We start from the raw sequence: 14,497 nt of genomic DNA on the forward strand, positions 1-14,497 counted from the left end.
GTTACTCACCATTTATTTAACAGTGGGTCATTAAACAACGCAAAAAACTAAATGATGAATAGCAATTTTCTAATCAGAAAATCGAAGAATACGCCACAGAGTAAGGGAATTTCATGGCAGATATAACTGATATGACGGATATACCAAAAGGTGCATTGCAGGGTATCAAGGTGCTCGATTTATCAAGAGTGTTGGCAGGTCCCTCTTGTACGCAAGTGCTCGCCGATCTGGGCGCAGATGTCATCAAAGTTGAGCGTCCACATATCGGTGATGAGACGCGCCACTGGGCACCGCCAACATTCAGCGATGACACCTCCGCTTATTACGCTACCATCAATCGCAATAAAAAATCACTCACGGTAGACATCACCACGCCAGCAGGGCAGACCATAATCAAACAGCTCATCGCTGACAGTGATATTTTGGTAGAGAATTTCAAAGTCGGTGGTCTCAAAAAATACGGTTTAGATTACGACAGCCTCAAGCAAGACAATCCGCGCCTGATTTATGCGTCTTTGACAGGGTTTGGGCAGACAGGACCAGATGCCAAGCGTCCCGGTTATGATTATATTATTCAAGGGTTATCAGGGTTGATGAGTATCACAGGCCCAAGTGATGGCGAACCACATAAAGTCGGCGTCGCAGTGATTGATTTATTTGCAGGTTTGCAGCTGACGATTGGTATCCAAGCGGCGCTATTGGCGCGTCAACATACTGGCGTCGGTCAACATGTCGATGTCGCACTCTTAGATAGTGCGCTGTCTATACTCGCCAATGTCGGCATGAATCATTTGGCTTCAGATAAGATTCCACCAAGACTGGGCAATCAGCATCCCAACATTGTGCCTTATCAAGTATTTGCGGCTGAAGGTGAGGCTCACTTTATTTTAGCGTGCGGTAATGATCATCAATTTGCCAAACTGTGTGAGGTATTGTCAGTCGATTGGCATACTGATGCACGTTTTGCGACCAATCCTAATCGCGTTGCCAATCGTGAGCTGCTTTGTGCTGAGTTGACTAAAATATTTGCCAAACAGCCACGTGCTTACTGGCTTGCAGCTTTGGATCAGGTCGGCGTACCTTGCGGTGCGATTCATAACGTCGCCGAAGCTTTGGCGATGCCGCAAGCACAAGCGCGAGAAATGATCGTGAGTTTCGCTCAGCAAGGCAGCCCCGTTCGCGCCCTTGGCAATCCCATCAAATTATCGGCATCACCTGTCAGCTATCGCACACCGCCACCGCGTTTGAGCGAGCATACCGATAGTACGCTTGCTGATTTAGGCTACGACAGCGAGATAATCGCCAAGCTAAAGGCGGACGGCATTGTTTAGTTCAATGCTTGCCACAGTATCTTTACAGTGATAAACACTAAAAAATGGAATTTTTAAACAAAACAAGCTAAACCAAGTAGTGTAAAACAAGGAATGTTAAGCATGAAAATATATAGCCATGAAAACCTAAGTCTGTATAGACCGTTGCCCTATTTTTCTTATGGCAAGATGCATGAGCCTTTAGAGATACCAGAGCGTATGGCGGAATTGTTAAAAGCACCAGCAGCATTGGGTTTAGAGGTTACCGCTGCCACCGAATTAGCCGTTCATGATAATGAATCCTGCAACTACGTCACATAAGCAATCAATTATGAGTCAGCTATAAAGCCTAAATGCCGCTCAATCTGTTCGGCCAATTCAATCAATACCGCACTGACCTCAGCCCGTTTGGACTCATACTCTCCTTGCAGAAAACTCACTGCCATGCCAGCGACCGCCGTGCCGGATGCATTACGAATATACGTGCCCAAGCAGTACATCCCATCACGCAACTGCCCATTATCGAGCGACACTCGACTTTCCTGAATCACCGCAAGCTCAGTGGATAAATCCGCAAAGTTTTTGACGCCATGTTGGGTCATGGGTGTGGGGAACTTCTCTTTATACAGTGACTTTATGCTATCCATCGACAATGTGGATAGCATGGCTTTGCCTGTCGCCGAAAATACCGCAGGCACGCGCACGCCTGCACGAAAGGTAAAACCAAGCGGGGCAGGTGATTCATGGCAGGCCAAAAACACCACTTCTCCCAAATCCAGTTTTGACAACGTCACCGTGTGTTGCAGTAGCACCGGATACTGCACGATCAAATCCTTAAACAATCGTACAACGCCTTGCTGCTGCTCGTACTTTCCCGCCCAATACATTAGATATGAGCCCAAATAAAAGCGGCTTTCAGGATCTTTATAAATGACGTGCTTGGACAGTAGGCTCTGCAAAATATTATGCGTAGAGCTGCGAGGAAGCCCCAATTCTTTGGCAATATGAGCGGCTGTCAGCGGCTGGGCGCTATCGGTAATCAAGTCCAAAATCTGAAAGGTTTTGTCTAAGGCAGGTACGGCAGTCGAGCTCATAAGTAACCTATAAAAGTAAAATAAAATGAAAAAGCACAAGATAATTATCAAAATAATGCGATTAAGGGTTGCAAATCACGACATATCGTTCTTATAATGATGTCTCGTATATAGAATACGTGTTCAGTATATTGAACAAAAAAACAATTATCAATCATTATCTCATGACTACTATTATATCCACTCTTATAAACATACCTATATGACAAGGAAGGAGCGTTAACATGTCAAATACGCTACAGTTATCCAATCCAGACCTACTCAAACAATCTTGTTTTATCAAAGACGGCTGGTATGCTGCCAGTGACGAGGCGGTACTTGAAGTCAATAACCCATTCAACGACGAGCTTATCGGTACCGTGCCTAGCCTCACGACCGATGATGTCAATGACGCCGTTGCCTATGCTCATGAAGCGCAAGTTGCTTGGGCGGCAAAAACGGCTAAAGAGCGTGCAGAGCTGTTGCAAAAGTGGGCGGATCTCATTGATGCCAATAAAGAAGATCTTGCGATCATCATGACCGCTGAGCAAGGCAAGCCGCTTACTGAGTCACGCGGCGAAATCGGTTATGCCAATAGCTTTATTCGCTGGTTCGCCGAAGAAGGCAAGCGCGTTTACGGTGATGTCATTCCTGCCAATAGTACGCAATTACGTCACGTCGTGCTCAAGCAGCCCGTCGGTGTTTGTGCCGCCATCACCCCTTGGAACTTTCCAGCGGCGATGATCACGCGCAAAGTCGCTCCAGCGATGGCAGCAGGCTGTACAATTATCGTCAAACCAGCCACCGAAACGCCATTCTCAGCATTAGCATTGGGCGCTTTGGCAGAGCAAGCGGGTATTCCTGCAGGCGTGCTCCAGATTGTAACGGGCAAATCATCAACCATTGGTGAAATCCTAACAGGCGATGCACGTATTCATAAGCTGTCGTTCACAGGCTCTACAGAAGTCGGTCGTACGCTAATGGCACAATGCGCGCCGACTATTAAAAAGCTATCGTTAGAGCTGGGTGGCAACGCGCCATTTATCGTTTTTGATGATGCTGATCTTGAGAAAGCGGCGGCAGGCCTTATCGCTTCCAAATATCGCAATGCGGGTCAGACCTGTGTGTGCGCCAACCGTGTCTACGTGCAAGACAGCATCAAAGATAAGTTCCTAGACGTCTTTGTCAAAAAGTCGCTGAACTAAAAGTAGGTAACGGCTTAGAAGAAGGCGTCGATATTGGACCGCTTATCAACAAAAAAGCGTTAGATAAAGTTCAAGCCCTGCTAAAAGACGCCTTAGATAAGGGTGCCAAATTGGTCACGGGCGGTAGTGTCAATGACGCCTCAGAGCTGACGTATAACCCAACCATTATTACCGATATCAGCAGTGATATGGATATCGCCTCTGAAGAAATCTTTGGACCAATTGCGACCATATTTACCTTCAAAGACGAAGCAGAAGTGATTCGTGCTGCCAACGATACCATTTATGGCTTGGCCGCTTACTTCTATAGTAGTGACTATGCACGCTCATGGCGCGTCACTGAAGGGTTAGAGTACGGCATGATCGGCCATAACACGGGTTTGATTTCTACAGAAGTTGCCCCATTTGGCGGCGTAAAACAGTCTGGTTTTGGTCGTGAAGGTTCAAAATATGGTATCGAAGACTATATTACGACTAAATACTGGTGTTCTGACATCAGCTAATAAATAACTCGGCTAGCATTTAGCAGAACATTCGTTTAACAAAAACTTAACGAAACATTTTAGATGTCGAATGGTGTTTTATCTTAAACAAACATCCCTCGATATCTAAAAGGTATCAACTGAACCGCCAATCACTAGATGGCATTTATGTTACGAACACAGAAAAGGACATTCCCATGACTACCAATCAGTCATTACTTGAGCGCCGCAAAGCTGTTTTACCAACAGGACTTGGGGTTGCCTTTCCTATCTTTGCAGAAAAAGCAAAGAACTCAGAGATTTGGGACATTGAAGGCAAGCGTTATATCGACTTTGTCGGTGGTATCTCAGTATTGAACACCGGTCATAGCCATCCAAAAATCACCCAGCGTGTGCATGAGCAGCTCGACAAATTTACGCACACTGCGGCGCAAATGATCAACTATGAGTGCTATGTGGATTTGGCAGAAAAGCTGTGTGAAAAAGCACCGATCAGCGGTGATAAAAAAGCGTTCTTTTGACTACTGGCGCAGAAGCGGTCGAAAACTGCATCAAGATTGCACGTGCTAAAACGGGGCGTCCAGGTGTGATCTCTTTTGTTGGTGGCTGGCATGGTCGCACCATGATGTGCATGAGCCTGACTGGTAAAGTACTGCCATACAAAAGAACTTCGGCCCAATGCCAGGACCTGTGTTCCATGCATTGTTCCCTGCAGAAGAGTTGAATGTGACCGAAGAACAAGCGCTACATAGCCTTGATATGATCTTCCAAGCAGACATCGATCCGAGTGAAGTGGCAGCGATGATTGTTGAGCCAGTCCAAGGCGAGGGCGGTTTCCATCAGGTAACGCCATCATTTGCCAAAAGCACTACGCGAGATCTGTGATGAGCATGGCATCGTGCTTATTTTTGACGAAGTACAGTGTGGTTTTGCTCGTACAGGTACGTTGTTCGCCACTGAACAGTTAGGCGTCGAGCCTGATTTGATGACTGCCGCGAAAAGCTTGGCGGGTGGTTATCCTATCTCTGCGGTCATCGGCCGTGCTGATATCATGGATGCGCCGCAAGTCGGCGGCTTAGGTGGCACTTACTCTGGTAACCCGCTCGCCTGTGCGGCTGCGCTTGCTGTCATGGAAGTGATCGAAGAAGAAAACTTACTGGAGCGTAGTATCGAGATTGGCGATACCATCGCGTCGTTCTTAAAAGGCTTGAACCTAAGCAGCATCGGTCATATCCGTCATAAAGGCGCGATGCTAGCGTTTGAATTGATTGATAGCGAAGGCAAACCTGATGCAGCAGCAGCAGCCAACCTAAAAGCAAAAGCATTTGAGCAAGGCTTGCTACTAGCGTCTTGTGGTATGTATGGCAATGCTATTCGTGTGATGGTGCCATTAACAGTTGAAGACGAGGTGCTACAAGAAGGTCTTGATATCATTAAAGATATCCCTTGCAGCTTAATAGTTATCGAGTGTCATAAAATTTAGCGATGGATCGCTTCTAATCAAACATTGATTTTGATTGAAAAGTTATAGTGAAGATAACGGCAAGGTTGCCCTTATGACACTCACATGGAGTGTGATTTTAAACGGCGCCTTGCAAGTCAAGGCGCCGTTTTGCTATGTGAATATCAAACAACGAGCAATCGGCTTTCTTTGGCGGAAACGATATACAGTAAATATGATGGGTATTACTCCATTAAATAGAAATAGTGTAACCATAAAAGGTTCACACGGATGACACACAGACAAGGAGTAGGTTATGTCTGAATTAAAGAAAACGTTAGGTGTGTTCGATATCATTGCGCTGGCATTCGGTGCGATGGTTGGTTGGGGCTGGGTCGTGCTGGCGGGTGGTTGGATTATCTCGGCAGGCATCTGGGGCGCAATCAGTGCATTCTTAATTGGCGGTCTTGTGGTGGTTTTGATTGGCGTGACCTATGCTGAATTGGCGGCATCTATGCCTATCACAGGAGGCGAGCACACGTATACACACCGTGCACTGGGGGTAAATATATCCTTTATCTGCTCATGGAGTATTTTATTTGGTTATTTTTCCGTCGTTGCTTTTTGAGGGCGGTGGCACTGCCAACCGTTGTCGAATATGTCATTCCCAATTATAGTCAAGGCTATCTTTGGAATGTCGCAGGCTGGGATGTTTATGCCACGTGGGTAGCTGTCGGTATGCTTGGCTCCATCATTGTCACCTGGCTCAATATACGCGGTATGGAAGTCAGTGCGTGGTTCCAAAAGTTGGCCGTCGTCGGTATTTTCTGCGTCGGTATCTTACTATTCGTTGGTGCGTTATTATTCAATCCTGAAACCTCCAACTCAGTACAAGCACCAAACTTTATCGGTGGTATGGGCGGTATCATGACGGTGATGGTGATGGTACCGTTTTTATTCGTGGGCTTCGATGTGATTCCACAAGCCGCAGAAGAAATCAACCTAACGCGTCCAAATATCGGCAAATTTTTGATTGTCTCTATTATCATTGCCGTGCTTTGGTACGTGGCTGTCGCTTGGAGTGTGGGCAAAACCCTGCCGCTATTGCAAGCACATAAGATTCAACATTGGCAACCGCTGATGCGATGACCAATGCATGGAATGGCAAATGGGCAGGTACGCTGCTAGTTATCGGCGGTGTACTGGGTATTTTATCAAGCTGGAACGCGTTTCTTATTGGTGGCAGTCGCTTATTGTACGCCATGGGTAAAACGCACATGTTGCCACAGTTCTTGTGCAAGCTACATCCTAAATACAACACCCCAGTCAATGCGATCTTGTTGATCGGTGGCCTTGCCACACTAGCGCCATTATTTGGTCGCAAAATGCTCGTGTGGATTGTTGATGCAGGCGGCTTTGGTATCGTTATCGCTTATACTTGTGTTGCATTGTCATTTTTAGTGCTACGCTACCGTGAGCCTAATATGATACGTCCATTTAGAGTACCAGCAGGTAAATTGGTTGGTGTCATCACAATCATACTCAGCCTTGGTATGTTGGCGCTTTATCTGCCAGGTATGCCGTCGGCATTGGTTCCTATCGAGTGGTGGATTTTCCTTGGCTGGACGGTTCTTGGCGGCGCAATGTATGGCTATGCGTCAATGAAAAACCCTGGTAAGAGTAAAGAGATTATGGATCATGAGCTGCATGAGCTCAAAATCATTAATCAACAATGGTTAAAAGAAAATCCATATAAATAATAGTCTCATTTTAGTCAGTTAACTACCTTAAAAAGCCTAACGTCAAACGTTAGGCTTTTTTAGTGCATACAATCAAGTGCTTATACGATTAAGACTTATCACGGATAAGCTTATAGTTTAAGAACTCAGTGATACCAAGCGTACCAAGCTCGCGACCAAATCCTGAACGTTTAACGCCGCCAAATGGGGTATTGGCTTCGGTACCAGACGGCGCGTTGATAGTGACCATGCCCACTTCTAATTTATCAGCAATATCAGCAGCTAGGGCAGCATCTTGCGTTTGGATAGAAGCACCAAGACCAAAAGGCACATCATTAGCAATCTTGATAGCGTGATCGACATCACGAGCCTTGTAGACGACAGCGACAGGACCAAACAACTCTTCACGGTAGACATCCATTGATTCAGTGACATCTGTTAGTACCGCAGGTTTGAACCATGCACCAGGCTTGTCCTTGACTAGGCCGCCCTCGACTAGGACCGTCGCGCCTGCTTCAACGGCACTATCTAACTGCGCTTGCAGATTGACCGCGGCAGCCTTTGAAGACATTGGGCCGATAAAGGTTTTTTCATCAAGAGGATCGGCCAATGTCATACCACGTACAGCATCAGTAAAGCCCTCAACGAACTTGTCATAGACAGACTCAAGCACGATTAGGCGTTTGGCGGCGTTACAGGCTTGGCCGGCATTACCAAAACGACCAGAGATCGCGCCTTTTACGGCTTTTTTGATATCCGCATCAGCTGCAACGATAAAGGCATCGGAGCCGCCAAGCTCCAACACGACTTTTTTGAGTGCGCCGCCTGCTTCTTTGGCAACGGCTTGTCCAGCGCGCTCAGAGCCAGTGAGTGAGATACCTTGTACACGCTTGTCATGAATAATAGTCGCTGCCTGCTCGTTGGTGGCAAAGATATTGTTATAAACACCTTCAGGTACGACGACCTCTTTGAACATATCAGCGATAACTTCTGCAGTCTTAGGGCATTGAGGCGCGTGCTTTAAGATAATAGTATTACCTGCCATAAAGTTTGGCGCGACAAAACGTGCCACTTGATAATGCGGATAATTCCACGGCATGATACCGAGTAGAACGCCAACAGGACGTTTTTCTACCGAAGCTGATCCTGAATCAACGTCAATGGTATTCGGCGCGAGTAGCTGCTCAGCATTGTCTGCATAGTAACGATAGATCTCAGCGACCAGACCGATTTCACCCTTTGCTTGTGCAACGGGTTTACCCATCTCACCCGCCACAATACGAGCCAGCTCGTCTTGACGTTCCAGATAGCTATCGGCAATTTTATGCAGTAGTGCACTGCGCTCACTCAATGAGACTTGACGCCAGTCTTGATAGGCGTTGTCAGCCTGCTCGATGACTTGCTGGATATCTTGTTCAGTGGCGGTAGGGTAAGTGGCTTCTAGTTCGCCAGTGGCTGGATTGTTGATTTGATAATCGCTCATACTTTTTCCTTATTTTTAGCGTGTTTTTGGGTTTAAAATCCATTTTTGTGTTTATGCTTATACTTTCAGTTGCTGCTATGCTTTCATTCGCTAATAAGTGCGATTTATTATGGTTCATTGTAATACAATGAATATTACCGCCGCCATGGACAATCTCTTTTGTGCGTACTCCCACTACTTGATGCTGAGTAAAGATTTTTTCAAAGTGCACATACACCAATGACTTATTAGGCTCGTGTTCTGTAACTTTAAACTGAATACTCATCTTAATACAGATTGAAAATGCCACTTCCATTGCTGGAAATGGCATTTTTTTGCTTAATATATCTCATCATGACTGAGATTGGCTCCTGCACAGATAGAGGTAGGCAGTCAGCTTATGACTTTTGATCAGCGTCAGGTGCTTCTGATTTGATATCTACTTTTGTTGTTTCTTCTACTTTTATTTCATCTTCTATTTCTGGCGATTCCGCTTTGCTTGCTTTTTCTTTGATCAATTTGACTTTTGGGCGTTTGGGGATGGGTTCGACATGTTTGACCGCCGCACCAAAGGCAGGTTTATAGGTTTTTTTAAGGTTTCTTTTGATTCTTCGTACGGCGAGCGCATCGGCCTCAGCCTGTTCTTCTGCCAGCGCAGTATCGTACAATCCTTGGTATACCGCGATTGTCTTTTCGATCATCTCACGCATGGTGAATTTGTTGGTCATCTCAGGTCGCGTCACACTTTCTAATTGATTGCGCACCGCTTTACATAACGAGTTGGCATTGTGTTCTTTTACCAAACCTTGCGGATAGAGCGGTTGTAAGATTTCGCTAAAGGCGGCTTTATCCCAGCCAATGACAGGTGTGCCCAAATGAATCGCTTGCAGGGCATTAATGCCGATCGATTCTGGTTCATTGGCAAGTGCCATAACGATATTGGCCGCTGAGAGCCATTCACGCATGTCATTACGCTTGCTACCCACATAAGTAATGCGCTCAGCCAACCCCAGACTGTGAGTACGTTGACGAAAGTCTTCATGAGCGACATCACCATCTTTATCATCATCGTCCATAATGATGACATGAATATTGGGAAATTGCTCTTGTAGATTGCCCAAGATATCAATCAGCCATTCTTGACCATACTCATTGCCAATGACCGTTGGAAATACGAGCCACTTCTTATGCTCAAGCTCAGGATATTCCGCAAAGGTATGACGCAACCAATAGACCGATGGATTGTGCCGATAAGGATAGCGCCGAGTATCAATGCCGCGGTAGATACGCGTGATGACTTTGGGATCGGCTTCCTCGCGGCGCAGTCTTCTTGTTAGATATTGGGTGACGCTATCAGAGACCGTTATAATTGTATCGACATTGAGCAATGCTTGAGAGTATTTATTGATAGGATAAAACCCATACATGGTCGAGACCAGCTTTGGGAAACGCTTGACCCGCGCTCGGCGCAATGCTAAATGCAATATCCATGCAGGGGTGCGCGAATGTACATGAATGACATCAGGCTCATACTTCTCAATCAAATGCCGTAGTGCTGAAACTTGCAGCAATGACAGCCACGATTTTTTTGTTCATGTGGACTTGATGATAGTGATTGCCATCACGCTTGAGCCGTCTGACCAAGTCATTGCTCTCATCAGCGCTAGAAACAATGATCGAGGTATGCCCGTTTTTGACCAGTGCGCGCCCAAGATGAAAAATACCGCGCTCGGATTCATCATGCTTCAAAGACGACAGTAGGCGCATCACTTTCATAATAACATAGGTCACAGGTTAGGGAGGATCAAGCTGCTATTGTCAGTTAAAAGCGCATAAAACTCAACCATCAAGATAAAAAGATGGCGTCAGATATGTGGCTTTCCAGCAGATATGAGCATAATTTTCTTGGCTCAAAACTACTCAAATGTATTTAGCGGCGTTTTTGTAGATGCTCAGCGTTGGGCAATACTTGTTTTTCGCTTAAGTATTTCCAATATCGCTGCGGTAGATATTGCCTGTGTAGCTTGGGATTTTTGCGCTCCTTGATATTGACGTTGGTAAAGTAGCCTTGCCAAAACTTTTGATAACGCTGCTCATCAGGGGCTATGAATGCTGGCAGGATTGCGTAGTACCGCATCATCAAGGTCGGTGATGGTTTGTAGCGGCGCGGGACGAGTAGGCGTGCTATTACTTTTATCATAATAAATGCCGTAGCCGCGTGTCAGATCATAAATCGCCCAGTGCTGATCTTGATAACGCTGACGAAAATGCTCCCCAATCAGTGGCAATACATTAAAATCAGGCTCGACCCGTGCAAAATAAATATCATCGGTCGTGTGCTCAAAACGTACAAAGGCCTCCATGCGATGTTTTTCACGGCCGACGGATTTGACCGTCTGTACCAGCTCTAACACATCCAAGTGACCAAGATCTTGCATGATATTTCGGCTAGGGTAGTCAATGGCATACTTAACCACACGGAATAAAGTCGTGCCGATATCGTCCTTTTCTGATAAAAACCCCCACAAGATATTGCGCATACCTGAGCGACCAAGCAAGCTATTTAGTTTAACCAATACGCGCTCTGCGTTGTCTGCATCCGTTGCGACGCTAATCGCTTGCGCAATCAAGGAGGGTATATAACAGTCTTGAGCGGTGAGTTTGAGTGAGGCGTCTTCTTGCAATCGATTGGCATAGACATAAAACACCGCGCTGAGCCAGCCCTCAAAGCTTGGCTCATACAGCACAATGCTGGGCGTTAACTGACCGATAGTATAATTGTCGTTTTGCACAAGTGCTGACATGGTTTATCCTGAAACGATGTGAAATGTATTTTGGCTCGCCATAAAATGTATGTAAGTATTGTCAAATGCTACTGGGGATATTTTTCTTGCGTGCTGTTCGCATCGCGTGACAGAGGCTGCAAAAAGAGTCCTGTCCCCCTGCTTTTTTATCGTTGGGGCTGATGCTAAAATTGCCCCATACTGCGTTACAAATCTCGCTAAGGCATCTGCATTATCGTCGCTTTGTGCCTTGTCTGGAACAGTTTTAGCGATCAGCAGTGCCTATTTGCGAATGTTCAACACGCCCTAGATTGATTTATATTTATGACAATGCCAGAATTTAAAACAACGCTAGCTGTCCGCTACGTTGATCTTTAAACTTGGTCTGCGTTTGCGCCAGTACATACTGACGGAAGTTATCGCGTGTCAAATGGGCAAGGTGCTCGTTTTTGCCAGTGGTTGCGATAAAATACTTGGCACGGTTGACCGCGGCTCCCATCTTTTTTAGATGATAGAGCGTCAACTGGTTAAATTTGCGCGCTTTGACGATTTTTTTGGCCGTCTTGGTACCGATGCCAGGGATACGCACGATCATCTCATAAGTCGCTGTCTGAATATTGACGGGGAAATGCTCGCGATGGCGTATCGCCCACGCCAGTTTTGGGTCACAGTCTAAGTCCAAAAATGGCGATTCTGGCTCGACAATTTCATGCGCACCAAACCCATAAAAACGCATTAACCAATCTGCTTGATATAGACGGTTCTCGCGCACCATCGGCACAGGGGTCCCAATCGCTGGCAAGCGATTATCAGAGAGCATCGGTACATAACCTGAGTAATAGACACGCTTGAGATCGTAGGTTTTGTAAAAGTGACTCGATAGCTGAATCACTTGCAGATCCGTCTCGTTACTTGCACCGACGATCATTTGACTGGTCTGACCCGCGGGCGTAAATTTAGGCGCTTTTTTGTGGGTTTTGCGACTCTCACGGATAGTTATAATCTCTTCTTTAACCGTTTCCATCGGTGCTTTTAGCTCATCATGTGACTTCTCAGGCGCAAGCAATGCGAGCCCTGACTTAGTCGGAATTTCGATGTTGACGCTCAGACGGTCTGCATATAGTCCTGCCTCTAGCAATAGCTCTTTTGAAGCGCCAGGAATAGTTTTTAGATGAATATAACCGTTAAAACGCTCGCGAGTACGCAGGAGCTTGGCAACTTCGACCAGTCGCTCCATCGTATAGTCGCCACTTTTGAATATACCAGAGCTGAGAAATAGCCCCTCAATATAGTTGCGGCGATAAAACTGCATGGTCAAATCAACCACTTCTTCAACCGTAAAAGCAGCGCGCGGCGTGTCGTTGCTTTTACGTGAAGTACAATACGCGCAATCATAGATGCAATGGTTGGTCAAAAGAATTTTTAGCAGACTGACGCAGCGACCATCTTCGGTATAGCTGTGACAGATACCGGTTGCTGAGGCATCGCCTAGAGCGCCGCCTTGGTTTTTGCGAGTACCAGCGGAGGGAGGAGCAAGAGACATCATACTTGGCAGCGTCAGCCAAGATATTGAGCTTGCCCTGTAATCTTTCATAATTGATGTTTGCCATAAGTCGGTTGTTACCAATTAATTAACGAGTAACCATTTTACCAAAATATGTATTAAGTCATTGTATTTATAAGAAAATTTAAAAAATAACACGACAGATAGTGTCGTATCCATCAAGAGGTTGTGAGCGAGCATACATGCTACTCGATATGACATACATTAAAAAAGGCCTTGAATATTCAAGACCCTTTGCAACATGATACTGTTAAAGATACGTATTTTGTAGTGAGTGCATTATTTATTGAACCTTGGCACGTATCACGACGGTTTGATTACCATTGGCATTAAGATTTGCTAAGTTCCATTTCAGGCCAGAGTAGTTTTCTTGCACAACAACGGTATTGCCAACTTGCTGAATGGTTTTATAAGTGTCGCCGCCAGTGGTGGCAAACGTTGGTAATGGGCTATTTAACGATACCAGCTGGACGCCGCTTGGCAATGAAACCATAGCATTGATGTCATTAACTGGCTGTGCCGTGGTGTTGGTGTATGTGGTGTGATACTCAATGATATCACCAGGGGCGATATGGTTGGCAGGCACCGCAACTTCACGTCCAGCACTATTCTTCATGATTTTCATGACCTTGGTGTTTGCATTGACGACACCCGGCGTGCTAAAAGTCGGGGTCAATTGCAAGGTATCTAACGTGGTCGTCGTGATTTGATTGCTCACAGATGGATGGATAGATGGCTGGTTAGTGATGACGGTTGTCGCTGGGGCATTCATCACAGGTAATGGAGTAGCGGTAGTGACAGGCAGGGCTTGTGTCACAGTGCTAACTGGCGCCGTGACGACGTCTACCTTGGTGACGCTATTGGTCACTCGATTGGTTACAGGTACGCTTGTGACAGTCGTGCTGCCTTGAACCACAGGAGATTGGCGAACGACATAGCGCGGCACAGTCGTCACTTTTGTCACGGCATAAGGCATGCCATCTTGCATGGTGATACCGTTAGGTGTCGCAGTAATAGTGGCTGTTTTGCCATCAGAGTATTGTTCAACTACCGTCGTGCTACCACCAGCAGATGAGCTAATCGCAATCTCAGGATCGGCATGGGCTGAGGATGCAAGCACCATACCTGCGAGCATTGCAGATACCGTGGTGGTTAGTGCTGATGGTGTATAAGATTTCATGGTCATAATAGACTCCTTAACAGTATCAATAAAAAAAAGCAGCAATAAGTAAAACAGCAATAATTAACGTCTAAACAAGCAAAACCCCCGCTAAATGACACCAAAAAGTATGCCAAATAACGAGGGTATCAGTACTGACGATAGTCGGTGTCTATAATCAGACCATCATTATTTTGAGTAAAAGTGCTTCAGTATAAATTTACATCGATATTATGTGGGTAATATCACCTAATATAAAAATTACGATGCACTAAAAAC

Annotated in this window: 11 protein-coding genes and 4 pseudogenes; 7 read left to right on the forward strand and 8 right to left on the reverse strand. The window is 45.9% G+C overall.

What is annotated here, in order from left to right; all coding sequences use genetic code 11:
* Positions 1–113 precede the first annotated feature (113 nt).
* On the forward strand, positions 114–1,331 hold the full coding sequence (locus PKHYL_RS06010; RefSeq protein ID WP_240366217.1) for a CaiB/BaiF CoA transferase family protein: 1,218 nt from the start codon (positions 114–116) through the stop codon (positions 1,329–1,331).
* 102 nt (positions 1,332–1,433) lie between these two features.
* On the forward strand, positions 1,434–1,631 hold the full coding sequence (locus PKHYL_RS06015; RefSeq protein ID WP_240366218.1) for a hypothetical protein: 198 nt from the start codon (positions 1,434–1,436) through the stop codon (positions 1,629–1,631).
* Between the two features lie 8 nt (positions 1,632–1,639).
* Here PKHYL_RS06015 and PKHYL_RS06020 read toward each other — a convergent pair whose 3' ends face one another.
* Complete coding sequence (locus PKHYL_RS06020; protein ID WP_071001857.1) at positions 1,640–2,404, reverse strand: IclR family transcriptional regulator; 765 nt, start codon at positions 2,402–2,404, stop codon at positions 1,640–1,642.
* A 224-nt stretch (positions 2,405–2,628) separates the two neighbouring features.
* On the opposite strand from PKHYL_RS06020, the pseudogene PKHYL_RS06025 reads away from it, so the two are divergent.
* The 5 genes and pseudogenes from PKHYL_RS06025 (at position 2,629) to PKHYL_RS06045 (ending at position 7,271) form a co-directional block, all read left to right on the forward strand.
* A pseudogene (locus tag PKHYL_RS06025) lies at positions 2,629–4,091 on the forward strand (NAD-dependent succinate-semialdehyde dehydrogenase).
* A gap of 176 nt (positions 4,092–4,267) precedes the next feature.
* A pseudogene (gabT, locus tag PKHYL_RS06030) lies at positions 4,268–5,553 on the forward strand (4-aminobutyrate--2-oxoglutarate transaminase).
* 274 nt (positions 5,554–5,827) lie between these two features.
* Entirely contained in the window at positions 5,828–6,139 is a 312-nt protein-coding gene (locus PKHYL_RS06035) for an amino acid permease (protein WP_240366219.1), read from the forward strand.
* 5 nt (positions 6,140–6,144) lie between these two features.
* A complete protein-coding gene (locus PKHYL_RS06040) occupies positions 6,145–6,660 on the forward strand; it encodes an amino acid permease (RefSeq protein ID WP_240366220.1) in 516 nt (171 codons plus the stop codon).
* On the forward strand, positions 6,639–7,271 hold the full coding sequence (locus PKHYL_RS06045; RefSeq protein WP_240366221.1) for an APC family permease: 633 nt from the start codon (positions 6,639–6,641) through the stop codon (positions 7,269–7,271). The genes PKHYL_RS06040 and PKHYL_RS06045 overlap by 22 nt, the downstream gene beginning before the upstream one ends.
* Before the next feature lie 88 nt (positions 7,272–7,359).
* On the opposite strand, the gene PKHYL_RS06050 is transcribed toward PKHYL_RS06045, so the two are convergent.
* The 7 genes and pseudogenes from PKHYL_RS06050 to PKHYL_RS06080 form a co-directional block, all read right to left on the reverse strand.
* Complete coding sequence (locus PKHYL_RS06050; protein WP_071001853.1) at positions 7,360–8,733, reverse strand: NAD-dependent succinate-semialdehyde dehydrogenase; 1,374 nt, start codon at positions 8,731–8,733, stop codon at positions 7,360–7,362.
* Entirely contained in the window at positions 8,666–9,043 is a 378-nt protein-coding gene (locus PKHYL_RS06055) for an agmatine deiminase family protein (protein WP_083328835.1), read from the reverse strand. Before PKHYL_RS06055 ends, PKHYL_RS06050 begins: the two co-directional genes overlap by 68 nt.
* Positions 9,044–9,377: 334 nt before the next feature.
* Positions 9,378–10,488, reverse strand: a pseudogene (locus PKHYL_RS06060) (glycosyltransferase); the annotation flags it as partial.
* A 154-nt stretch (positions 10,489–10,642) separates the two neighbouring features.
* Positions 10,643–10,852, reverse strand: a complete 210-nt coding sequence (locus PKHYL_RS06065; RefSeq protein ID WP_240366222.1) for a DUF4130 domain-containing protein — start codon at positions 10,850–10,852, stop codon at positions 10,643–10,645.
* Positions 10,809–11,516: a TIGR03915 family putative DNA repair protein gene (locus PKHYL_RS06070; RefSeq protein ID WP_240366223.1), complete on the reverse strand. Its 708-nt coding sequence runs from the start codon at positions 11,514–11,516 to the stop codon at positions 10,809–10,811. The genes PKHYL_RS06065 and PKHYL_RS06070 overlap by 44 nt, the downstream gene beginning before the upstream one ends.
* Positions 11,517–11,835: 319 nt before the next feature.
* Positions 11,836–13,105 (reverse strand): annotated as a pseudogene (locus PKHYL_RS06075) (putative DNA modification/repair radical SAM protein).
* Between the two features lie 237 nt (positions 13,106–13,342).
* The gene (locus PKHYL_RS06080; RefSeq protein ID WP_071001850.1) at positions 13,343–14,245 is read right to left on the reverse strand and encodes a hypothetical protein; all 903 of its coding nucleotides are present in this window, start codon (positions 14,243–14,245) and stop codon (positions 13,343–13,345) included.
* Between the last annotated feature and the right edge of the window lie 252 nt (positions 14,246–14,497).

It is taken from the genome of Psychrobacter sp. KH172YL61, assembly GCF_007182895.1.
Taxonomy (GTDB): Bacteria; Pseudomonadota; Gammaproteobacteria; order Pseudomonadales; family Moraxellaceae; genus Psychrobacter; species Psychrobacter pacificensis.

Coding starts and splice junctions, on each gene's coding strand:
- PKHYL_RS06010 (WP_240366217.1), top strand. CDS start 114: ATGGCAGATATAACTGATATGACGGATATACCAAAAGGTGCATTGCAG.
- PKHYL_RS06015 (WP_240366218.1), top strand. CDS start 1,434: ATGAAAATATATAGCCATGAAAACCTAAGTCTGTATAGACCGTTGCCC.
- PKHYL_RS06020 (WP_071001857.1), bottom strand. CDS start 2,404: ATGAGCTCGACTGCCGTACCTGCCTTAGACAAAACCTTTCAGATTTTG.
- PKHYL_RS06035 (WP_240366219.1), top strand. CDS start 5,828: ATGTCTGAATTAAAGAAAACGTTAGGTGTGTTCGATATCATTGCGCTG.
- PKHYL_RS06050 (WP_071001853.1), bottom strand. CDS start 8,733: ATGAGCGATTATCAAATCAACAATCCAGCCACTGGCGAACTAGAAGCC.
- PKHYL_RS06055 (WP_083328835.1), bottom strand. CDS start 9,043: ATGCCATTTCCAGCAATGGAAGTGGCATTTTCAATCTGTATTAAGATG.
- PKHYL_RS06065 (WP_240366222.1), bottom strand. CDS start 10,852: ATGATGCGGTACTACGCAATCCTGCCAGCATTCATAGCCCCTGATGAG.
- PKHYL_RS06070 (WP_240366223.1), bottom strand. CDS start 11,516: ATGTCAGCACTTGTGCAAAACGACAATTATACTATCGGTCAGTTAACG.
- PKHYL_RS06080 (WP_071001850.1), bottom strand. CDS start 14,245: ATGACCATGAAATCTTATACACCATCAGCACTAACCACCACGGTATCT.